The 22,704-nt window shown below is 64.0% G+C and carries 19 protein-coding genes; 11 read left to right on the top strand and 8 right to left on the bottom strand.

Features of this window, described 5'->3' with window-relative positions:
• Position 1 precedes the first annotated feature (1 nt).
• Positions 2–640 (bottom strand): sulfotransferase, encoded by a 639-nt coding sequence (locus A3728_RS21690; RefSeq protein WP_067928716.1) that lies wholly within the window; start codon positions 638–640, stop codon positions 2–4.
• On the bottom strand, positions 637–1,677 hold the full coding sequence (locus tag A3728_RS21685) for a glycosyltransferase family 2 protein (protein WP_067928714.1): 1,041 nt from the start codon (positions 1,675–1,677) through the stop codon (positions 637–639). Before A3728_RS21685 ends, A3728_RS21690 begins: the two co-directional genes overlap by 4 nt.
• 232 nt (positions 1,678–1,909) lie before the next feature.
• On the opposite strand from A3728_RS21685, the gene A3728_RS21680 reads away from it, so the two are divergent.
• Positions 1,910–2,818, top strand: coding sequence for an AAA family ATPase (locus A3728_RS21680; protein ID WP_067928711.1), 909 nt, complete (start codon positions 1,910–1,912; stop codon positions 2,816–2,818).
• A 65-nt stretch (positions 2,819–2,883) separates the two neighbouring features.
• Positions 2,884–4,137 (top strand): vWA domain-containing protein, encoded by a 1,254-nt coding sequence (locus A3728_RS21675; protein ID WP_067928708.1) that lies wholly within the window; start codon positions 2,884–2,886, stop codon positions 4,135–4,137.
• Between the two features lie 11 nt (positions 4,138–4,148).
• Here A3728_RS21675 and purL read toward each other — a convergent pair whose 3' ends face one another.
• The 3 genes from purL to A3728_RS21660 all read right to left on the bottom strand — a co-directional run bounded on the left by purL (position 4,149) and on the right by A3728_RS21660 (position 8,210).
• Positions 4,149–6,308, bottom strand: coding sequence for a phosphoribosylformylglycinamidine synthase subunit PurL (purL, locus tag A3728_RS21670; RefSeq protein WP_067928706.1), 2,160 nt, complete (start codon positions 6,306–6,308; stop codon positions 4,149–4,151).
• A gap of 296 nt (positions 6,309–6,604) precedes the next feature.
• Positions 6,605–7,045 carry an SRPBCC family protein gene (locus A3728_RS21665; RefSeq protein WP_067928704.1) on the bottom strand — a complete coding sequence of 147 codons (441 nt, stop codon included), beginning with the start codon at positions 7,043–7,045 and terminating at the stop codon, positions 6,605–6,607.
• Between the two features lie 259 nt (positions 7,046–7,304).
• The gene (locus A3728_RS21660) at positions 7,305–8,210 is read right to left on the bottom strand and encodes a LysR family transcriptional regulator (RefSeq protein WP_067928701.1); all 906 of its coding nucleotides are present in this window, start codon (positions 8,208–8,210) and stop codon (positions 7,305–7,307) included.
• A 168-nt stretch (positions 8,211–8,378) separates the two neighbouring features.
• On the opposite strand from A3728_RS21660, the gene A3728_RS21655 reads away from it, so the two are divergent.
• The 9 genes from A3728_RS21655 to A3728_RS21615 all read left to right on the top strand — a co-directional run bounded on the left by A3728_RS21655 (position 8,379) and on the right by A3728_RS21615 (position 18,890).
• On the top strand, positions 8,379–11,795 hold the full coding sequence (locus A3728_RS21655; protein ID WP_067928699.1) for an indolepyruvate ferredoxin oxidoreductase family protein: 3,417 nt from the start codon (positions 8,379–8,381) through the stop codon (positions 11,793–11,795).
• 147 nt (positions 11,796–11,942) lie between these two features.
• Positions 11,943–12,752, top strand: a complete 810-nt coding sequence (locus A3728_RS21650; RefSeq protein WP_067928697.1) for a glutamate racemase — start codon at positions 11,943–11,945, stop codon at positions 12,750–12,752.
• A 27-nt stretch (positions 12,753–12,779) separates the two neighbouring features.
• On the top strand, positions 12,780–13,808 hold the full coding sequence (gene argC / locus A3728_RS21645; RefSeq protein WP_067928695.1) for an N-acetyl-gamma-glutamyl-phosphate reductase: 1,029 nt from the start codon (positions 12,780–12,782) through the stop codon (positions 13,806–13,808).
• A 10-nt stretch (positions 13,809–13,818) separates the two neighbouring features.
• Entirely contained in the window at positions 13,819–14,262 is a 444-nt protein-coding gene (gene ccmE, locus A3728_RS21640; protein ID WP_067928693.1) for a cytochrome c maturation protein CcmE, read from the top strand.
• A gap of 82 nt (positions 14,263–14,344) precedes the next feature.
• Positions 14,345–14,959, top strand: a complete 615-nt coding sequence (locus A3728_RS21635) for a holin-associated N-acetylmuramidase (RefSeq protein ID WP_067928690.1) — start codon at positions 14,345–14,347, stop codon at positions 14,957–14,959.
• Positions 14,950–15,522: a holin family protein gene (locus A3728_RS21630; RefSeq protein ID WP_067928688.1), complete on the top strand. Its 573-nt coding sequence runs from the start codon at positions 14,950–14,952 to the stop codon at positions 15,520–15,522. The genes A3728_RS21635 and A3728_RS21630 overlap by 10 nt, the downstream gene beginning before the upstream one ends.
• Positions 15,523–15,597: 75 nt before the next feature.
• Entirely contained in the window at positions 15,598–17,589 is a 1,992-nt protein-coding gene (locus A3728_RS21625) for a heme lyase CcmF/NrfE family subunit (RefSeq protein WP_067928686.1), read from the top strand.
• Positions 17,586–18,038, top strand: a complete 453-nt coding sequence (locus A3728_RS21620; RefSeq protein ID WP_067928683.1) for a cytochrome c-type biogenesis protein — start codon at positions 17,586–17,588, stop codon at positions 18,036–18,038. The genes A3728_RS21625 and A3728_RS21620 overlap by 4 nt, the downstream gene beginning before the upstream one ends.
• A 78-nt stretch (positions 18,039–18,116) precedes the next feature.
• The gene (locus A3728_RS21615) at positions 18,117–18,890 is read left to right on the top strand and encodes an enoyl-CoA hydratase-related protein (RefSeq protein WP_067928681.1); all 774 of its coding nucleotides are present in this window, start codon (positions 18,117–18,119) and stop codon (positions 18,888–18,890) included.
• Positions 18,891–18,922: 32 nt separating this feature from the next.
• On the opposite strand, the gene A3728_RS21610 is transcribed toward A3728_RS21615, so the two are convergent.
• From A3728_RS21610 to gltX, 3 genes are all read right to left on the bottom strand, one after another.
• Entirely contained in the window at positions 18,923–19,225 is a 303-nt protein-coding gene (locus tag A3728_RS21610; RefSeq protein WP_067928678.1) for a hypothetical protein, read from the bottom strand.
• Positions 19,226–19,591: 366 nt separating this feature from the next.
• Positions 19,592–20,887, bottom strand: a complete 1,296-nt coding sequence (locus A3728_RS21605; RefSeq protein ID WP_067928676.1) for a citrate synthase — start codon at positions 20,885–20,887, stop codon at positions 19,592–19,594.
• Between the two features lie 127 nt (positions 20,888–21,014).
• Positions 21,015–22,415 (bottom strand): glutamate--tRNA ligase, encoded by a 1,401-nt coding sequence (gltX, locus tag A3728_RS21600; protein WP_067928674.1) that lies wholly within the window; start codon positions 22,413–22,415, stop codon positions 21,015–21,017.
• Between the last annotated feature and the right edge of the window lie 289 nt (positions 22,416–22,704).

The following is a 22,704-nucleotide window of genomic DNA, read 5'->3' as shown; positions in this document are numbered from 1 at the left end:
GTCAGCCGGCCTCCCGCTCGGGCGCGGGGCGGCGCGCGTTGGCACGCCCCCACCACGGCATCTCGATCCCGAGGAACCCGCCCAGCTTCACCCGAATCTCCGGGTCCGCCGGATCGTACTCCATGAAGTTGCCCTTGCCCGCGAAGACGCGCCTGCAAAAGGCATGATGCCCCTCGATCCAGCGCATGAGGTCGGAGACGGAGCCGCCAAACCCGCGCGGCAATCCGGGCACATCGTTGTCGGGCAGGCGTTTTTCGCCAAGGTTGCCCCAGTTCATCATGCTGCGGGCCGTGGCCTCGGGATCCCGGCGCGACAGCACGAACCGCACGCCCGGATGGTGCCGCTCAAGCGCGTCAATCAGGCCGAAATCCGTCTGCGGCCAGAAGTTGTTGTCGGGCCGCAGCGCGTTCATCTCTGTCACGGCGTCGAACTCCTTCAACCGGGCCAGCGGATCGCCGGTTTCGAAATAATCGCGGTAGAAGATCTGGCCTACCAGTTTGCCCTTGATATCGTCCCGCTTGGTCTGGCGGTCATGTATGCGCCAGTCGGCCACGTGCAGACCGGCCCGGCGCAGGGCGCGCGACAGCGTCGTGGTGCCGGTTTTTGGCAGGCCGAGGTTGATGACCCGTAAACGGCTCATGCCAGACCGAGTTCGGCGATCAGCGCTGCTTCCGCCGGGGGGTAGGGGCTTGCGTTTTGCAGCTGGCGGCGCATGGCACGGTAGCTTTCCTGCTCCATCAGGGCCTGAAGCCGCGCCCGATGCGCCGCTACCGCCTGCTCGTGAAGCTCTGCCACACCCTCCAGCGCCTTGAGCGCGTCGATCTCTGCCCGCAGCGCATTCATATGGCGCAGGATGGATGGATCGTGAAACGCCGCGTCGTTGCGCTCGCGCCAATAGGTGTCATCGAAGGCGCGGTGTTCGCGGTTCACATCGCCCCGGTCGTTCTTGACCAGATAGCTGTCCAACGAGCGCAGCGCATAGTGGTTGAGCGTGGCGAAGTCGCGCGCGCCCTTGGCCGGAAACGCGCGAATGCGGCGCTTGTTCACACGGCGGCGGAAGGCACGCGGGACGGTCCGGCCCGAACCGTCCGTCCAGACGGGCCGGTCCCGGCGCGGCATCCCGTCGTCGTCATGAAAGGGGCGATGCGCGCCAAAATACTTCAGCGGAAAATCCTGCCGCACGAGGGTCTTGACCTCGATCGCCGTATGCCCGCCCCAGACATCCGGATTGTGACTGTGCAGGAACTGCCCGATCACCGGGGCGTCCTCATAATGCTCGACACCGCCGTTGGCGAAGAACTGGAAGGTGACCGAAATCGCCTGCGGATCGCCGCAGGCCCTGATCAGCGCAGGGATCGTGTGATCGCCCACATGGATGTTCAGAAATTCGTCCACATCGGCAATCCAGACCCAATCGGCCCCCTTGACGAGAGGATGTCGGCGCGCGGCCTTCAGGGCCTGCATCTGCAGGCTGCGGTTCTTCGCCGGATCCGCGGGGTTGGGCAGATGCGTGACGATCCCGTGATCCTGCAGGCGGTCCAGCATCCGGTCGGTCGCATCGGTGCAGTCGTTCGAGTAGAACAGAAAGTCCGTCACGCCGATCAGCCGGTTGTAGGCGATCCATTCCAGCAGGAACGGCCCCTCGTTCTTGACGCAGGTCACAGCCGTCACGTGCATCTCAGCCGGACCCCCGCGCCGACGCGCTGCCTGATGTCTTACTCATGTCCGCCTCCGGGGGGTGTGGGTCCCATGGCCCGCACCTTGTTCTTTTGCTGCCGGAATATGCCAGCGGGGGCGAATCGCGTCAATCGACACCCGCCTTTGGTCGAGGTTGCGTGACATATCCGCATGTGGCCGCTTGACCTGAGGGGGCAGGGATGCACCCTTGCCCGGAACCAAAGGAGCGCCCATGAAAGACATCTCCTCCATCGATGCCGTGCAGGACATGCTGGCGGGGCAGGGCTACGTCTGCGACCGCGCGCTGGGCACCGTCGTTTTCCTGTCTCTCAGACTGGGGCGGCCGCTCTTCCTCGAAGGGGAGGCCGGCGTCGGCAAGACCGAGATCGCCAAGGCGCTCGCCGCGGGGCTGGGCCGCAGGCTGATCCGGCTGCAATGCTACGAAGGCCTCGATGCCGGGTCTGCCGTCTACGAATGGAATTTCCCCGCCCAGATGGTGGCCATCCGCACGGCGGAAGCCACGGGCGCTGCCGACCGCGCGGCGCTCAACGCCGAGCTTTTTTCCGAAGATTTTCTCATCGAACGCCCCCTTTTGCAGGCCCTGCGCCCCGATGCTTCGGGCCCGCCCGTGCTGCTCATCGATGAGCTGGACCGCACCGATGCCCCGTTCGAGGCGTTCCTGCTGGAGGCGCTGGGCGATTTTCAGGTCACGATCCCGGAACTCGGCACCATCGCCGCGCCCGAACCGCCCATCGTTGTGCTCACCTCCAACCGCACCCGCGAAGTTCACGACGCGCTCAAGCGCCGGTGCCTCTACCACTGGGTGGACTACCCCGGTTTCGACCGGGAGATGGAGATCCTCTCGGCCCGTGCGCCCGAAGCGGCGGAGGCACTCAGCCGCGAGGTCGTGGCCTTCGTCCAGCGGTTGCGGACGGAGGATCTGTTCAAGAAACCCGGCGTTGCCGAAACCATCGACTGGGCGAAATGCCTGCTAGCGCTGGATGTTGTGAGCCTCAGCCCCGAGGTCATCGCCGATACCCTTGGCGCGATCCTCAAATATCAGGATGACATCGCGAAGCTGCATGGCTCCGAAGCCAAGCGGATCCTCGATCAGGCCCGTGCCAGCCTGGAACCGGCCTGATGCTTCCAAATGGCATGAAATCCTCGGGGGTCCGGGGGCAGACGGCCCCCGGGCGCTGACCGCGCATGGAAGGCAAGCAACTCGAGCTGCCCGATGACCCCAAGCTTGCGGGCAATATCACCCATTTCGCGCGCGCGTTGCGCCGGGCGGGGCTGCCTATCGGGCCGGGCCGGGTGATCGACGCGATCCGCGCGGTGGAGGCGGCGGGCTTCACCGAACGGCGGGATTTCTACTGGACCTTGCATGCCTGTTTCGTGAACCGCCCCGAACATGCCCGCGTCTTCGCCCAGTTGTTCCGTCTCTACTGGCGCGATCCGCGCTACCTTGAACATATGATGGCCGCCATGCTCCCCGCCATTCGCGGCGTGCAGGAGGACCGCCCGGCGCAGGCCGCGGAAAAACGCGCCGCCGAGGCCCTGCTGGACGGGGCCGAGGCCCCGCGCCCCGAAGATGAGCAAACCCCCGAAGAGGATGCGCTGATCGAGGTGGATGCAAGCCTCACGGCGTCGACCTCCGAACGTCTGCGCAGTCTCGACTTCGAACAGATGACCATCGCCGAAATGGCCGAGGCCCGGCGCATGCTTTCGCGCCTGACCCTGCCCATACGCCCGCTGCCTTCACGCCGCAGCCAGATCGCGCCGCAGGGGCGCATCGATGCCGCGCGCAGCCTGCGCGCCGCGCTGAAACGCGGGGGCGAGATGCAGAGCCTTGCGCGCAAGAAACCGCGGGAGCGCTATCCCAACCTCGTGGTGCTGTGCGATATTTCTGGGTCGATGAGCCAGTACAGCCGGACGGTCCTGCATTTCCTGCACGCGGTGGCCAATGCCCGGGGCGCGGGTTGGGCGCAGGTCCATGCCTTTACCTTCGGCACGCGCCTGACCAACATCACCCGCCACCTCGCGACGCGGGATGTCGACGCGGCGCTGGCGGCCGCCGGGGCGCAGGCACAGGACTGGGAAGGCGGCACCCGCATCGGCGCCTCCATCGAGGCCTTCAACCGCGATTGGTCCCGCCGCGTCATGGGGCAGGGCGCCGTCGTGCTTTTGATCACCGATGGCCTCGACCGCGATGCGCCCGATGATCTGGCCCGTCAGATGCAACGGCTGCAACTGACGGCCCGGCGGCTCATCTGGATCAATCCCTTGCTGCGATGGGACGGGTTCGCCCCCAAGGCGGCCGGCATCCGCGCCATGCTGCCGCATGTGGACAGTTTCCGCGCGGGTCATTCCATCGCCTCGCTGGAGGAACTGGCCGAAGCCATCTCCCGGCCCGACGACCGTGGCGAAAAGGAAAGACTGATGGCGGCGTTGGGTCCCTGAGCGCCGGTGCCTCAGTCGAAAGTCTCGGCAAAGACGGAGCGATAGGTTTCCGACAGTTCGGCCAAGGGCGCCGCCTGGTCGCCAAAGCGGACCTGATCGCCGGTGAAACGGCCCACGCTGGTCAGCGGCACCCCGGCCTCGGCAGCCGCGGACATCAGCGCCTCCGCCTCGTCGAAGGTGCAGGCAATAAGATACCGGCCCTGATCCTCGCCGAAAAGCGCAGGCGTATCGCCGTCGTCGATCTGGATGCCCACGCCCGAACGTTCCGCCAGCTCGAAAGCGGCCAGCGCCAGCCCGCCGTCGGACAGGTCGGTGCAGGCCCGGATCAACGCCCGGTTGGCGCGGATGAATTCACCCCGTTTGCGCTCCGCCTCAAGGTCGACATGGGGGGCGTCGCCCTCGATCCGGCCAAAGACACGGCAGAGCAGGGCGGATTGGCCCAGATGCGTGCCGACCTCTCCCAAAAGCAGGGCGACATGCCCCTCGCGAACATCGCAGCCGATGATCTCGTCCACGTGATCGATCAACCCCACGGCCCCGATGGTGGGCGTGGGCAGGATCGCCTGACCGTCCGTTTCGTTGTAAAGCGATACGTTGCCCGACACGATGGGCATGTCGAGTGCTGCCACCGCAGCGCCGATGCCTTTCACGGCGCCCACGAACTGCCCCATGATATGCGGCTTCTCGGGGTTGCCGAAGTTGAGGTTGTCCGTCGTGGCAAGGGGCCGCGCGCCCACGGCGCTCAGGTTGCGGTAGGCTTCGGCCACCGCCTGCTTGCCACCCTCGAACGGGTTCGCCTTAACGTAGCGCGGCGTCACGTCCGAGGTGAAGGCGAGCGCCTTGTCGGTGCCGTGCACGCGCACGATGCCCGCACCCAGACCGGGCTGGCGGGCGGTATCGGCCATGACCATCGTGTCATATTGTTCGTAAACCCATGCTTTCGACGCGAAGTTGGGGTCGCAAATCAGCGCGCGCAGCCCATCAACGGGGTCGATTCCGACAACGTCCTGCAGGGGTGCCGCGGGCGGTGTCTCTTCCCACGGACGATCGTATTCGGGCGCGGTGCTGGCCAGTTTGGACAGCGGCAGATCGGCCTTCATCTCGCCGTTCAGCATGATGATGAAACGGTCTTCGGGAATGGTCTCGCCCACGATGGCGAAATCGAGATCCCATTTGTCGAAGACCGCCTTCGCCTCGGCTTCCTTTTCGGGGCGAAGGACCATGAGCATGCGTTCCTGGCTCTCGGACAGCATCATCTCGTAGGCGGTCATGCCGCTTTCGCGTACGGGAACCGCTTCGAGGTTGAGCCGGATGCCGAGGCGGCCCTTGTCGCCCATTTCCACCGCCGAACAGGTAAGCCCCGCCGCACCCATATCCTGAATCGAGATGACGGCACCGGTGGCCATCAGTTCCAGCGTCGCCTCCATCAGGCGCTTTTCGGTAAAAGGGTCGCCGACCTGAACGGTGGGGCGCTTTTCCTCGATCGTGTCGTCGAATTCAGCCGACGCCATTGTCGCCCCGCCTACGCCGTCGCGCCCGGTCTTGGCACCAAGGTAAACGACCGGCATGCCCACGCCCGAGGCGGCGGAATAAAAAATCTTGTCCGCATCCGCGAGACCGGCGGCGAAAGCGTTGACAAGGCAATTGCCGTCATAGGCCGCGTCAAAGCGCACCTCGCCCCCCACGGTCGGCACGCCGAAGCAGTTGCCGTAGCCGCCCACGCCGGCGACGACCCCGTGGACCAGCTGGCGGGTCTTGGGGTGGTCGGGCCGCCCGAAGCTGAGCGCGTTCATCGCCGCGATGGGCCGCGCGCCCATGGTAAAGACATCCCGCAGGATGCCACCCACACCCGTGGCCGCCCCCTGATAGGGTTCGATGTAGGACGGGTGGTTGTGGCTCTCCATCTTGAAGACCAGCGCCTGCCCGTCGCCGATGTCCACGACGCCCGCGTTCTCCCCCGGCCCGCAGATGACCTGCGGCCCGTCGGTGGGCAGGGTGCGCAGCCATTTCTTCGAGGATTTATAGGAGCAATGCTCGTTCCACATGGCCGAAAAGATGCCGAGTTCTGTGTAGTTCGGATCCCGTCCGAGGATCTTCTGGACTTCGGCATATTCGTCGGGGGTGAACCCGTGCGCGGCGATCAGGTCTTCCGTGATGGCAGGTTCGTTCATTCTGGGCCCCCAACGTCTGTCGCGGGTCTCTTAGAGGATGCGGCGGGGGCTGGAAAGGGGCATCCCCGTCGCTCCGCGTGAAGAACCATTTTGGATCGACCCCGACCAGCTGAAGACGGAAATTTGGGCGCATGCCCTCACCCTCTTCCAAATGGTTCAAAATCCCCGCCGGAGGCATCTAAATCTGATGGCGCCCCAAAGAGTTTTCTTACCTTCGGTGAGGATTTTTTGCCATTTGGAAGTGGGGACCGGCACCCCTGCGGGATCAACGCGCGCTTCCCGGGTGCCTATGGTTGCTAAGTTCCGGGCGCCCCGTGTCGCGAGGTGTTTTCGACATGTGATTTGAAACTGTCCAAGATCGCCTGCCAGCCGTCGCGCTGCAGATCTTCCGGATGCTCATCCTCGGGGTCGAACAGGGTCGTGACCAGCGTCCCGCCGGTCTTGGCCTCAAACGTCGTGCGGGATTTGCGCCCGTCGTCCAGAATGAGGGTCAGTGCTTCTGGCGGCACGACCTCTTCGTAGGTGCCGCCAAAGTCGAAGCCCATGCTTCCGTCCTTCGCTTCCATGCGGGCGCTTTGTCTGCCGCCGGGGCGCAGGTCAACCTCTGCGCGCGGGCAGCACCAGTCGGCGCTGGCGAAGTTCCACCGGGTGATATGCTCCGGCGTGGTATAGGCGTGCCATACCTCTTCGATAGGGGCGTTCACGAGTGTTTCGACGCGGATCGGGTGCTTGGTCATGGCAGTATTCGCCGGAGGAATTGCGTGGTTCCCAGTCTATGCCCGGGGTGGGGGTGCGGCAATATCTATTCGAAAGTCGTACCGGAAACCGGATAAGCAAAAAAAAGGCCGAGCTCAAAGCTCGGCCAAGTCCAACAGGGAGGTATGAAGAAAGGCGACAGCCTCAATCTTCATGATGCTCAATTAGTCAGCACATCTGCACCGATCAAGGCAAATCCTTCGCGCAGTGCAGCATGTCCGCTATGCAGTCCGCGCATAACTACAGGTTTCCTTTTTCCCGCAATTGCTTACGGTACATTATGATCTCTTCCTGTACAAAGTCACGGAAGGCCGCGACTCGCTTGGATTGGCGCAATTCCTCGGGGTAGGCGAGGAAAACAGGAACGTCGGCTGATTCGATATCCGGCAGCACCTGCACCAGTTCGGGGAAATCCTGAAGCAGATAATCCGGCAGAACCCCGATGCCCAGGTTGTGCAGAACGCCCTGTAGGACGCCGAAGTAGTTGTTTACCGTCAAAAGCGAGCGAACGTCGTTCAACAGCAGCTGATGGATGAGCTGCGTGCCCGCGCTGACCTGATCGCTGTCGGTGTTCTGGCAGATCAGCCGATGTTCGGACATGTCCTCGATCTTCTGCGGGGTGCCGCTGTTCTTGAGGTAGGCGGGGCTGGCGTAGAGGCACATACGCACCGTCATCAGCCGCTTGCGGATGAGATCGGCCTGCGATGGCTCCTTCATGCGGATCGCCACGTCGGCTTCCCGCATGGGCAGGTCGAGCACGCGCTCCTCCAGCATCAGGTCGACCTTGAGGTCGGGATACTTCTCGTAGAGCTTGGGCAGGCGCGGCGCCAGCCAGAGCGTGCCGAAACCGGTTGTGGTGGTCACGCGCAGCTCGCCGAAGACTTCTTCTTCGCTGTCCCTGATGCGCGCCGCGGCGGCATCGAGCCGCTTCGTCATGGCGCTGGTCGCATCGAACAGCAGTTCGCCCTGTTCCGTCAGAATGAGTCCGCGCGCGTGTCGGTGGAAGAGGTTCGTGTTGAGCTGTTCCTCCAACCCGCGCACCTGCCGGGATACCGCCGATTGCGACAGGTTCAGCTTGTCCCCCGCATGGGTGAGGCTGCCCGCATCCGCGACCGCGTGAAAGATCCTGAGTTTGTCCCAGTCCATGTGGCTCACTTTCCTAGTTTCACCGATTTCCCGACCGGAGTCAGGCAGAGCGGCAGGGAACTTATTGCACAACTGCAAGGCTGCGCAAAATATCGGGTATGCAGGTCAGTATTTATGACCTATAATCTCATAAGTTGGTACGTGTAACGACGACCGAGGGAGGACGCCATGACCACGCAGAAAATCTCACTTAATGACCGCTTCGATCTGGACAAGAGCCCGGTGCTGCTGAACGGCACACAAGCGCTGGTGCGGATGATGATGATGCAGTCCGCACGGGATCGCGCGGCGGGGCTGGAGACGGCCGGATACGTCACCGGCTATCGCGGATCGCCCCTTGGGGCGGTCGATTTGCAGATGATGAAGGCCGAAAAGAAGCTGGCCGAACATCACGTCAAGTTCCAGCCGGGCCTCAACGAGGATCTGGCGGCGACCGCGCTCTGGGGCAGTCAGCAGGCGGAACTTCGCGGAGAGGGGAGATACGACGGCGTTTTCGGGCTTTGGTATGGCAAGGGTCCGGGGGTCGACAGATCCGGCGACGTGATGCGCCATGCCAATATGGCCGGCACCTCGAAGAACGGCGGTGTCCTGATGGCCATGGGCGATGACCACACCGGCGAATCCTCCACCGTTCTGCACCAGTCGGAATGGGCCATGGTAGATGCCTATATGCCCGTCGTCTCCCCCGCGGGCGTGCAGGAGATCCTTGATTACGGCATCTATGGCTGGGCGCTGTCGCGCTTCTCAGGCCTCTGGGTCGGGCTGAAGACGATGAAGGACACCGTGGAGGCCACCAGCGTCGTCGACGGCGACCCGCACCGGATGAAGCTGGTGACGCCGGAGTTCGACATGCCCGAAGGCGGGCTCAATATCCGTCTGGTGGATACGCCGCATCTGCAAGAGGCGCGGATGATCGACTACAAGCGCTACGCCGCCGAAGCGTTCAGCCATGCAAACAAGATGGACAAGCGCGTCTGGGGCAAGCGCGGCGCCAAGATCGGCTTTTGCGCGGCGGGCAAGAACTGGCTCGACCTCGTGCATGCGCTGTCGCTTCTCAACATCGACGAGAACGAGGCCGAGCGGCTGGGCATCACCACCTACAAGATCGGCCAGACCTTCCCGCTGGACATGCATGGTTTCCACGACTGGGCCGAGGGTCTCGACCTGATCGTCGTGGTGGAGGAAAAGCGCAAGCTTATCGAGGTGCAGGTCAAGGAAGCCCTGTTTTCCGATACCCACCGCCGTGTCTACGGCTGGCACAAGGGCGGGGGTGCTGGAATGGAACACGGCGAGGAGCTGTTTCCGACCCGGGGCGCGCTCGATCCGATCTGGATCGCGGAAAAGCTGGGCGGCATCCTGTTGGAGGAGGGTCGCGAAACCGATGGCATCCGCGCCGGGTTGGAAGCGCTGAGCGATGCGCGCCGCGCCGACAACGCCGAAGATATCGCGGCGCGCTTGCCTTATTTCTGTTCGGGATGCCCGCATAATTCATCGACCAAACTGCCGGAAGGCAGCCGTGCCTATGCGGGTATCGGGTGTCACTACATGGTTCAGTGGATGGACCGCGAAACGACCGGTTTCACCCATATGGGCGGCGAGGGTGCGAACTGGATCGGCGAAGCGCCATTTTCCAAGCGCGATCATGTTTTCCAGAACCTCGGGGATGGCACCTACAACCATTCGGGCGTTCAGGCGATCCGCGCTGCTCTCGCGGCCGGCACGAACATCACCTACAAGATCCTCTACAACGACGCTGTCGCCATGACCGGCGGGCAGCATAATGAAGGCGATCTGGACGCGCATCGCATCGTCGAGGAACTGAAGGCCATGGGGGTGAAGAATATCGCCGTGGTCTACGACGAAAAGGAAGACGTGGACCCCAAAGCCTTCAAGGGCGTCGAGGTGCATGAGCGCGCCGAGCTGATGAAGGTGCAGGACGCCTTTACCAAGCACGAAGGCGTCAGCGCGATTGTCTATATCCAGACCTGCGCCGCCGAAAAGCGCCGCCGCCGCAAGCGGGGGCTGTTCCCCGATCCGGACAAGCGCATTTTCATCAATGAAGACGTCTGCGAGGGCTGTGGCGACTGCGGTGTGCAGTCGAACTGTGTCTCTATCGTGCCCAACGAAACGGAACTTGGCCGCAAGCGCGCCATCGACCAGTCGTCCTGCAACAAGGATTATTCCTGTGTGAAAGGCTTCTGCCCTTCCTTCCTGACACTCGAAGGGGCGCAGGTCCGCAAGGATCCGACGACGGAGGTGAAGATACCCGATCTGCCGCATCCCGACCTGCCGGAGATCGAGGGCACGCATAACGTCGTGATCACCGGGGTGGGCGGCACCGGCGTGGTGACCATCGGCGCCCTGCTGGCACAGGCCGCGCAACTGGACGGCAAGGGCGCGGGGATGATGGAAATGGCGGGCCTCGCCCAGAAGGGCGGCGCGGTGCATATCCATTGCCGCATCGCCGAAAAGCCGGAAGACATCAGCGCGATCCGCGTGGCCACCGGCGAAGCGCATGCCCTGATCGGCGGCGATCTGGTGGTCTCTGCCGGGCACAAGACGCTGGGGCTGACCCGCCCGGGCCGGACCGGGGCGGTCGTCAATTCGCACCAGATCATCACCGGGGACTTCACCCGCGATACCGAATTCCAGATGCCCTACGACCGGCTGTCGCTCGCGCTGGAGGCGCGCATGAAGGATGCGGTGACGATGTTCGATGCCAGCGATCTGGCGAAGACCACGCTGGGGGATTCGATCTTTTCCAACATGATGGTGTTGGGCGGTGCGTGGCAGCGGGGTCTGCTGCCCCTGTCGCTGGAGGCATTGGAAGAGGCGATCCGCCTCAACGGTGCGGCGGTGGAGCGCAACCTGCGGGCCTTTGAACTCGGGCGCTGGGCGGTGCTTTACCCCGAAGAGGCCGCGCGCCTGTCGGAGCCCAACGTCACGCAACTGCCGAAATCGCTGGAGGATCGCATCGCCTTCCGCGTCGATCACCTGATCCTTTATCAGGGCAAGCGCTTGGCACGCCGCTACCGCGAGATGCTGGAACGCACGTCGGACCCGGACCTGCGCGAAGCCATGGCGCTGGGTTATCACAAGCTGTTGGCCTACAAGGATGAATACGAGGTCGCGCGGCTTCTGTTGACCAGCCGGGACAAGGCCCGTGCCGAGTTTGACGGCGATTTCAAGATGTCCTTCAACCTAGCACCGCCGCTTCTGGCCCGCCCCGGGCCGGACGGGCGACCGGCAAAGCGGGAGTTCGGGCCCTGGCTGGAAAAACCCCTGCGGGTCATGGCCAAGCTGAAGTTCCTGCGCGGCACCTTTGCCGATCCCTTCGGCTACACCGCCGAACGGCGAATGGAACGTGATCTGATCGACCAGTATGAAAAGGACATGGACGAGGTTCTGCCGCTCATGGATGAAGGCACCCGCGACGCCATCGTGGCACTGGCGGCCCTGCCGCTGCAGATCAGGGGTTTCGGCCCGGTCAAACAGGCGGCGGAGGCCAAGGCCGCAAAGCGCCGTGAAGAGCTTTTGGCCACCATCCGGGCAGGGGGAACACAAACGTCACGCGCCGCCGAGTAAGCCTTTCGTCGGCGCGTCCCGGCCATCCTGCAAAGCGGCCATGGATCTCGGGCGCGAAGCCCCATATGACAGGGCGTAACCCGCAGCACCCCGTGCTGCGGGCAGGTGAAGGGCGGCATTGCGTCCGCGGATGACGGCAGAGGTCCGATGGCAGTTGGCATTTTCGATTCTGGTCTTGGGGGTCTGACCGTGTGGGAGGCCGTGCACGCGCGGCTGCCGGAAGTGGATTTCATCTACCTCGCGGACAGTGCTCATGCGCCCTATGGCGTGCGCACTGCCGACGACATCTACGATTTGACCTGTGCCGCGGTCCAGCGCCTCTTCGATGCGGGCTGCGATCTGGTCGTGCTGGCCTGCAACACCGCCTCCGCCGCGGCGTTGCGGCGGATGCAGGAAGGCTGGGTGCCTGAGGGCAAGCGCGTTCTGGGTGTTTTCGTTCCGCTGATCGAGGCGATGACCGAACGCCAGTGGGGCGATAATTCCCCGCCGCGCGAGGTCGCATTGAAGCATGTGGCGCTCTTCGCCACCCCCGCCACCGTTGCCTCCCGCGCGTTTCAGCGCGAACTTGCGTTCCGCGCCATCGGGGTGGACGTGGAAGCACAGGCCTGCGGCGGCGTCGTGGACGCCATCGAAGACGGTGATTTCATCCTCGCCGAGGCATTGGTGCGCAGCCATGTCGACGCATTGAGGCGCAAGATGCCCGAACCGCAGGCGGCCATTCTGGGTTGCACGCACTACCCCCTGATGAAGGAAGCCTTTCAGGAAGCGCTGGGACCGCAGGTCGAAGTTTTCAGCCAGCCGGCACTGGTAGCAGAGGCCCTTGCCGACTATCTGGAGCGCCATGCGGATATGCACGGCAGCGGCGAAGCGGCCTTTCTCACCACCGGGGAGCCCGGGCGCGTCTCTGCCCGGGCCACGCAGTTTTTGCGACGACCCATCACCTTCACCGCCGCCTGACACGGTTTTTCCATCACGGGACGAAACATGACACAGAATATCGCGATACTCGGTGCGTCGGGTTATACCGGCGCTGAACTGATCCGGCTCATCGCTGGCCATTCCTCCATGCAGATCAAGGCGCTGGGCGGCAATTCCAAGGCCGGGCAGCAGATGTCGGAGGTGTTTCCCCATCTGCGCCACCTCGATCTGCCCGCGCTGGTCACGATGGAGGAGATCGACTTCGACGGGATCGACCTGTGCTTTTGCGCGCTGCCACACAAGACTTCGCAGGAAGTCATCGCGAAACTGCCGAAAACCCTCAAGATCGTGGATCTTTCCGCCGATTTCCGCCTGCGGGATCCGGAAGCCTATTCGAAGTGGTACGGCAACCCCCATGCGGCGCTGGAGCAGCAGGGCGAGGCTGTCTACGGGCTGACCGAATTCTACCGTGAAGAGATCGCGGGCGCGCGGCTGGTGGCGGGCACGGGCTGCAACGCGGCCACCGGCCAGTTCGCGCTGCGCCCGCTGATCGAAGCCGGGGTGATCGATTTCGACAATATCGTGCTGGACATGAAATGCGCCGTTTCGGGCGCGGGCCGGAGCCTGAAGGAAAATCTGCTCCATGCGGAGCTGAGCGAAGGGTATCACGCCTATTCCGCCGGGGGCACCCACCGGCACTTGGGCGAATTCGATCAGGAGTTTTCCCGTATTGCCGGGCGTGATGTGAAGGTGCAGTTCACGCCGCATCTCATTCCCGCGAACCGCGGCATCCTTGCGACGACCTATGTGCACGGGGATCCGCAGGCTATTCACAGCACGCTAGCCGAACGCTACGCGGAGGAGCCGTTCCTGCAGGTGCTGGCCTTTGGCGAAACGCCGAGCACGCGGCACATCCGCGGGTCGAACTTCTGCCACCTCGGGGTGGTGGGGGACCGGATCGAGGGCCGGGCCATCGTGGTCGCCGCTCTCGACAATCTGACCAAGGGATCGAGCGGGCAGGCTTTGCAGAATGCCAATCTGATGCTAGATCTGCCTGAAGCCGAGGGGCTGATGATGGCCCCGCTATTCCCGTGATCGTGAGCGCATGAAGAGCCTGAAGAAGCAAAGACGTATCCAGATCATCGCCCTGGCCACCGGGGCGCTGGTTCTGTCGACGGCATTGATCGGCTATGCTCTGCGGGACGGGATCAACTATTTCCGCGCGCCCAGTCAGGTGATCGCGGAGCCGCCGGGCCCGGCGGAGGTTTTCCGCATCGGTGGACTGGTCGAGGAAGGCTCGCTCATCCGGGGGGAGGGCGAGACGATCCGCTTTGCCGTGACAGATGGCGGCGCGGTGGTGCCGGTGACGTTTACCGGGGTGCTGCCCGACCTCTTTGAAGAGAACCAGGGCATGGTGGGCACCGGTCGTTACGTCAATGGCGTCTTTGAAGCCACTGAAATCCTTGCCAAACATGATGAGACCTACATGCCCAAGGAAGTTGTGGACGCACTGAAGGAACAGGGCGTCTACCAAGCACCCGAAAGCTGATCCGGGCAGGGCCGAACGCTCCCTCTGCAGACTGTTAACCCCTTCCTGTCCACCCTGATCGGACAAACCGGGAGGGGCGGACATGGCGAGTGTAGAGCAGATCGCGAAAGACATCGTGACGCGGGAGGGCGGGTTCGTGAACGACCCCGATGACCCGGGGGGTGCCACAAAGCATGGCGTCACGTTGAAGACATTGCGCCGGCTGGGGCTCGATCTTACGGGGGACGGCGCGGTCGATCTGGCCGATGTGCGCGCGCTGGGGCCTGCGCAGGCGGCGGATATCTTCCTGCGTCATTACTTCGAGGCACCCGCGCTGGACCGGCTGCCGACGGATTTGCAGCCGTCGATCTTTGACATGTACGTGAATGCGGGGGCGAACGCAGTGCGCATCCTTCAGCGCTTGCTGCGGCAGATGGGGCATGATGACCTTTCCGTGGATGGGATCGTCGGCCCCCGGACGGTGGCGGCCGCGGCGCAAGCCCATGCGCGCGCCCCGGCGGAGTTCGTCGATGCCTACGGGATCGCGCGGCGGAACTATTATTTCAGATTGGCTGACCGGCGCCCGGCGTCCCGCAAATTCGCGCGCAGCCGTTCAGGGGGGAAGGGCGGCTGGATACGGCGGGCCGAAACTTTCATCCGCGCCCGCTACCACCTCAGCCCGGCGGCCTTTGCCCGGAGGGTCGCGCCATGGGCCTGATCGAACGGCTGCTGGGGCTCGTCTTCGGCGATGGAAGCCGCGCCCTGCGCGACACTGTCGAAGTCTTTCGCGAAAACGCGGAAAACGGCGCGCGGCGCAGTGCCGAGACGCAGGCGCAGGTGGTGGCGCAATATGGCGCGGAGTTCGTGGGCGCGTCCAAAGGTCGGTTCGACCGGGCGATGGACGCGCTCAACCGGTTGCCGCGACCGATGCTGGCACTGGGAACACTGGGCCTTTTCGTCACGGCCATGGTGGATCCCGTCTGGTTCGCGGAGCGGATGCAGGGGGTTGCACTGGTGCCCGAACCGCTCTGGTGGTTGCTGGGGGTTATCGTCTCTTTCTATTTCGGTGCACGGCATCAGGCCAAGGCGCAGGATTTCCAGCGGTCCATCGCCGGTACCATGGCACGCGTCCCGCAGGTGACAGGCAATATCCGCGCGTTGCGCGGCCTGCGCACCCCGGCGCCCCAAGACGCCGCAACGGAAGACGACGCGGCCCTGACGCTGGAAACACTTGTGCCGGATGCCAACCCGGCGCTGGAGGCATGGCGGCGCGCTTCCTGACTGCGACACCCTGTCGAACCTTTCCGCACTGGAAGTCTATGGCCGTAAAGGCCGTGACCGGGTAATGTGCCCGGCATGATTACTGAACTCGGACATTTCGCCCTCATCCTTGCAACCATCGTGGCAGTCGTTCAGGCGACCGTGCCGCTTGTCGGCGCGCAGAAGGGGTGGGCAGGGTGGATGGCCGTTGCCGAACCTGCGGCGAAGGCCCAGTTCATCCTGACGGCCCTGTCGTTCGGCGCGTTGATGTGGGCTTTCATCACATCCGATTTCAGCCTTCGGCTCGTGGTGCTCAACAGCCATTCGGCCAAGCCGCTCATCTACAAGATCAGCGGCACATGGGGAAACCACGAAGGGTCGATGCTGCTCTGGGTGCTCATCGTTGCCTTCTTCGGCGCGCTTGCGGCATGGTTCGGCGGCAATCTGCCGGCCCGTTTACGGGCGCGGGTGCTGGCGATTCAATCGGCCATCGCGGTGGCGTTTTTCGCCTTCATCCTCTTCACCTCCAACCCCTTCCTGCGGATGGCGGTCCCGCCCTTTGACGGTCAGGACCTCAACCCGCTGCTGCAGGACCCGGGCCTCGCCTTCCATCCGCCCTTCCTCTACCTCGGCTATGTCGGGCTCAGCATGTCGTTCAGCTTTGCCGTTGCAGCGCTGATCGAAGGGCGCATCGACGCGGCTTGGGGCCGCTGGGTCCGGCCATGGACGCTGGCGGCATGGATATTCCTGACCATCGGCATCGCGCTGGGGTCATGGTGGGCCTACTACGAACTGGGCTGGGGCGGTTTCTGGTTCTGGGACCCGGTGGAAAACGCCTCCTTCATGCCATGGCTGCTGGCGGCGGCGCTGTTGCATTCGGCCATCGTGGTCGAAAAGCGCGAAAGCCTCAAAAGCTGGACTATCCTGCTGGCCATCCTTGCCTTCGGCTTTTCGCTGATCGGCACGTTCATCGTGCGGTCGGGTCTGCTGACCTCCGTCCATGCTTTCGCCAATGACCCCGAACGGGGCGTCTTTGTGCTGGCGATTCTCGGGTTCTTCATGGGCGGCGCGCTGATCCTGTTCAGCTTTCGCGCACAGGCGATGGAGGCGCGGGGCGTCTTTGCCCTCGTCAGCCGGGAATCGGCCCTGCTCGTCAACAACCTGCTGTTGGGTGTCGCCTGTTTCGTGGTCTTCGTGGGCACCATGTGGCCGCTGGTGGCGGAGATGTTTTTTGACCGCAAACTCAGCGTCGGGCCGCCCTTCTTCAACGCGGCCTTCACGCCCTTCATGCTGGTGCTGGGGCTGATCCTGCCCGTGGGCTCGTCGATGCCGTGGAAACGGGCGCGCATCTGGCGCAGCCTGCGCCCGCTGGTACCGGCGGCGATTCTGGCGCTGGCGATTGTCGGGCTGCTCTATGCGGTGCAGTCGGGGCGCAGCCTGCTGGGGCCGCTTGGCGTGGGCCTCGGGGCCTGGGTCGTGATGGGCGCGGTGCTGGACCTGCTTCGCCGGACAGGCCGCAAAGGCGGACTTTCGGACCGGCTCGGTCGGCTGTCGCGGCTGCCCCGCGCGGACTGGGGCAAGGCCACGGCCCATGCCGGGCTGGGTATCGTCATGATCGGCGTCGCCGGGCTGACCGCCTGGATGCAGGACGACATCCGGGTCGCCGTGCAGGACCAACCCTTCGAGGTCGCGGGCTATACGCTGACGCTGAACGATGTGCGTGAAGAGCGCGGGCCCAACTACCTGACGACCATCGCCGATGTTACATTGGCGCGGGACGGTCAGGAACTGGCGCGGCTGTCACCGGAAAAACGGTTCTATCCGGTGGCCCAGATGCCGACGACCGAAGCCGCCATCCACCAGACCTTCGGCCGCGATGTCTATGTCGTCATCGGCGATGCGCAGGGCGACGCGGGATGGACCTTGCGGACCTATATCAAACCGCTGACCATCTGGATCTGGATCGGATCGGGGCTGATGGCGCTCGGCGGTCTGCTGAGCCTGAGCGACCGGCGGTTCCGCGTGGCAGCGGGCGCGCAACGTGCGGGCACTGACGGCAAGACGCCTGCACAGGTGCCTGCGGAATGAAGCGGCTGCTCATGTTGCTGATTTTCTGCGCCAGCCCGCTATGGGCGGTGCAGCCCGATGAGATCCTCGACGATCCGGCGCTGGAAGCCCGCGCGCGCGCGTTGTCCCAAGGATTGCGCTGTCTGGTCTGCCGGAACGAAAGCATCGACGAAAGCAATGCCAGCCTTGCGCGAGACCTGCGGTTGCTCGTACGCGAAAGGCTGGTGGCGGGTGACAGTGACGAAGAGGCGGTGAATTTCATTGTCGACCGCTACGGCGAATATGTCCTGCTAAACCCGCGCCGCACCGGATCGACCTTGCTGCTCTGGGGCGCGGGGCCGCTGATGTTGTTGCTGGCCGGCATCGGCGCGCTGCTCTACCTGCGCAGACGGTCCCGCGGCACCGGGCCGGAAGGAAACGCGCTGACGCCGGACGAACGCGCCCGGCTGGACGACATTCTCAACAGATGACGCCCCGTTCCGCTGGCCCGTCGCAGGGCCTTTGCTAGGGTAGATCCGAAAGCGCCCTGGCGCGAACGGAGGATTCCCATGGACTACCAGACACTGACCTATTCGCTGGAAGAGGGCGTTGCCCTCGTCACGCTGAACCGGCCGGAAAAGATGAATGCGCTCAATACCCAGATGCGGGCAGAGATCGCGCATGCCGTCACCCGGGGCGGCAAGGAAGGGCGAGTCGTCGTCATCACCGGGGCCGGGCGCGCCTTTTGCTCGGGCCAGGACCTGGGGGACCGGACCGGCGGCGGGGGCGATCCGGAGCGTACGCTGCGTGACGAATATGCGCCGATGCTGCGCGCCATCGTGAATTGCCCCGTGCCGACGATTTCAGCCGTCAACGGGCCGGCGGCTGGGGCTGGGGCGAACCTCGCGCTCGGGGCCGATGTGGTGATCGCCAGCGAAGCAGCTTATTTCCTGCAGGCGTTCACCCGGATCGGTCTGATCCCGGATGCGGGGGGCACCTATACGATGCCGCGCCAGATGGGCATGGCAAAGGCGATGGGGGCGGCACTTTTCGCGGACAAGATCACCGCCCGGCAGGCCGATGACTGGGGCATGATCTGGGAGGCGGTTGCAGAGGATGAATTCGACGCCCACTGGCGCGCCCGGGCGGCGCAGCTGGCGCAAGGCCCCACCTTGGCCTACGCGGGGGTCAAGAAGGCGATCCGCGAAAGCTGGGACAATTCATTCGAGGAGCAACTGACGCTGGAAGGGCAGGAGCAGGGTAAATGCGGCAAGTCCCGTGATTTCACCGAAGGTGTGCTGGCCTTCATGGAAAAACGCCCCGCCAAGTTCGAAGGGCGCTGAACGCGCCAGCATTTCCCAGCAACGCGCCGCGCTCAGACGCTGCGTTCGACCAGCAGCACGTCCTCGGCAGCGGGGGCTGGCCCCGTGGCCCGCGCCACGACTGCTACGGCCACCCCATCCGCAAAGACTGTGTGGACGGTGCCGGATACCGCGGAAACGGTGATCCGGGGCGGGGTCTGGCCCTTGTCATAGACGACGGCGATCTGATCGCAGTCATGCTGCGTATCGGGCACCAGCGCCCCGCGCGGCGTGGGATCGGCCATGCGGCTGCGCTGCATCAATCCGGTCGCTTCGTCCCAGCGTAATCCGGAAGGCGTATTTCGTCGTGTCGTCATCGCGATACCTCCTTCTGGGGGCCGGGAGGGCGAGTGGCCGGGTGGGGCCGATGGCCCGCCCCGGTGCTCCGCCTTGGGTTGTTCGAGCCGTCGGATTTTCTATACCAAAGAGCGTATCTGCCCCCGGCACGACGGGTCAAGGCGAGGCCCTTCATTGTGGTATGGCCCGAAACAATGCCCGCAAATTGCCACGTTTGCGCGGTCTCGTTCCGCAAAGCCGGGAGGCTGTCTGAAACAATCACTGCGCTCAGAGAGTGTTGATCCTACACGCAAAACGCTCGCCCTTACGTGATTCGGCTTGGTCCCGGGATATAGAAACGTAAAACGCCGCCCCGAAGGGCGGCGTTCGTCTAAGTCGTGCGCAGATCAGCGGTTTTCGATATCCACGTAATCGCGCTGCGTCTCGCCGAGATAGAGCTGACGCGGACGACCGATCTTGTTCTGCGGATCGGCGATCATCTCCTTCCACTGCGAAATCCAGCCCACGGTCCGCGAAAGCGCGAAGATCGGGGTGAACATCGAAGTGGGGAAACCCATCGCTTCGAGGATGATGCCCGAATAGAAGTCGACGTTCGGGAAGAGTTTCTTCTCCGCGAAATACGGATCCTCCAGCGCCTGTTTCTCCAGCTCTTTCGCGACCTGCAGCACCGGGTTGTTTTCCACACCCAGCAATTCCAGAACCTCGTCGGCGCTTTCCTTCATAACGGTCGCGCGGGGATCGTGGTTCTTGTAGACGCGGTGGCCGAAGCCCATCAGGCGGAAGGGATCGTTCTTGTCCTTCGCACGGGCGATGAATTCCGGGATGCGATCGGGTGTCCCGATCTCCTTGAGCATTTCAAGGCAAGCCTGGTTCGCACCGCCATGCGCCGGACCCCAGAGACAGGCGATGCCGGCGGCGATGCAGGCAAAGGGATTCGCACCCGAGGAAGAGGCCAGCCGCACCGTGGAGGTGGAGGCATTCTGCTCGTGGTCCGCGTGCAGCGTGAAGATGCGGTCCATCGCGCGGCTCAGGATCGGATTGACCTGATATTCCTCGGCCGGGACAGCGAAACACATGCGCAGGAAGTTCGACGCATAGTCCAGATCATTGCGCGGATACACGAAGGGCTGGCCGATGGTGTACTTGTAGGCCATCGCGGCGATCGTGGGCATCTTCGCGATGAGCCGGATCGAGGCGACCTCGCGCTGCCAGTCGTCGTTGATATCCGTGCTGTCGTGATAGAAGGCGGACATCGCGCCCACCACGCCCACCATGACGGCCATGGGATGGGCGTCGCGGCGGAACCCGCGGAAGAAATACATCATCTGCTCGTGCAGCATGGTGTGGTTCGTCACACGCGCTTCGAAATCCTCAAGCTGCTGGGGGGAGGGAAGCTCCCCATAGAGCAGCAGGTAGCAGACTTCGAGGTAGTGGGATTTCTGGGCCAGTTGGCCGATCGGGTAGCCCCGGTGCAGCAGCACGCCTTCTTCGCCGTCGATGAAGGTGATCGTGCTGTCACAGGCCGCGGTGGAGGTGTACCCGGGATCGTAGGTGAACACGTCGGCCTGCGCGTAAAGCTTGCGGATATCCACGACATCCGGCCCGGCCGTGGGCGAATAGACGGGCAGTTCGTATTCTTTGCCGTCGATTGTCAGCTTTGCGGTTTTTTTCGTTTCGGCCATGATGTCCCTTCCCGTGTGATGTGGCGGGATGTTCCGCCGTGGCACGGCCCCGTTCCGGGATCGGGACGCGCGCTATGTGTTTTCGGCTGACCCGGCGAGAGGGTCAAGCCCGCGGCGCACTTTGCTTTCAGGTAGCGGCATCCGCCAGCCGGGCAAGCGTTTCGTCTTGTCCCAGAACCAGCATCATGTCGAACACCGATGGTGTTACCGCCCGCCCTGCGAGTGCCGCTCGCAGTGGCCCCGCCAGCTTGCCGAACTTGGTATCCCGCGCAGCCGCGAAATCGTTCAGGATCTGCTCCAGCGTTTCCTTGTTCCAGCTAGCATTTTGCAGATGCGGCGTCAATTCCGCCAGCATGTCACGCGCATCATCCTGCAAGTTCTTCGCCGCCTTCTCGTCCGGCTCTATGGGGCGCGAAGTCAGCACAAAATGGGCCTTCTCAAGTATTTCCGGGAAGGTCTTTGCCCGGTCCTTCAGGCAATACATCGCACGTTCGAGCCCATCCGCCTGATCGCGCGCAAGGGCGGGGAGCCCTGCTGCTGCAAGATATCCCTCGATCTCTTGCCGCATTGCGGCGTCATCCGAGACGGCGATATGCTGTCCGCAGATGTTTTCCAGCTTCTTCAGGTCGAACTGCGCGGGGCTCTTGCGGATGCCGTCGATGTCGAACCATTCCTTCGCCTGCGCATCGGTGAAGAATTCGTCGTCCCCGTGGCTCCAGCCCAGCCGCGCGAGGTAGTTGCGCATGCCGGCGGCGGGATAGCCCATTGCCTGATATTCCTGTGCCCCCAGCGCGCCGTGCCGCTTGCTCAGCTTCTTGCCGTCGGGGCCGTGGATCAGCGGGATATGCGCCCAGACCGGCACGTCCCAGCCCATGGCGTCATAGATCATCATCTGGCGCGCGGCATTGTTGAGGTGATCGTCCCCGCGGATCACATGGGTCACGCCCATGTCGTGGTCATCCACCACCACCGCCAGCATGTAGACAGGCGAGCCGTCCGACCGCAGCAGCACCATATCGTCAAGCTGGTCGTTGCGGATGGTCACATCGCCCTGCACCGCGTCGCGGATCACGGTCGTGCCCTCCAGCGGTGCCTTGATGCGGATGACGGAAGGCCCTTCCGGATGATCGGCGGGGTCGGCGTCCCGCCAGGGGGAGCGGTAGATCGTGCTGCGCCCCTCGGCCTTGGCCGTTTCGCGGTAGGCGGCGATTTCCTCCTGCGTGGCGAAACAGCGATATGCTTTGCCGGCCTCCAGCAGGGCATGGGCGACTTCGGCGTGGCGCTCGGCGCCTTCGAATTGGCTCACCACCTCGCCATCATGGTCGAGACCGAGCCATGACAGACCCTGCAGGATGGCCGCCGTCGCCTCCGGCGTGGAACGCGCGCGGTCCGTGTCTTCGATCCGCAAGAGGAACTGGCCCCCGCGACCCCGCGCATAAAGCCAGTTGAACAGCGCCGTCCGGGCACCGCCGATGTGCAGAAAACCGGTGGGCGAGGGTGCGAAACGGGTGACGACGGGTGCTGTCATGGGCGGGCGGTCCTTTGTTGGAACGGGCCTTTGGGCCTGTCCTGCTGTCGATGCGGCGGATGGGGGCGCGGCCGGGTTTACCTTTTGTCAACCCTGGCGCGCCTACCGTTTGGCGCCTGTCTATCCAGTGCGGGGAACGGGGGCAAGCATGCGGCCTGCGGGGCGAATGGCGGAGGTGATGTTACGGCAGCGCGGCCATCTGGCGGGCTGGGTTCCGGTCTGCCTTGCCCTCGGGATCGGCATCTATTTCGCCCTGCGGGTCGAACCGGGGCCCGGCCTTCTGCTAGGT

The sequence above is a fragment of the Sulfitobacter sp. HI0040 genome, from assembly GCF_001634885.1.
In the GTDB taxonomy this organism is placed as follows: Bacteria; Pseudomonadota; Alphaproteobacteria; order Rhodobacterales; family Rhodobacteraceae; genus Sulfitobacter.
The sequence above is the reverse complement of the archived record's forward strand: the minus strand, read 5'-3'. Positions and strand labels throughout refer to the sequence as shown.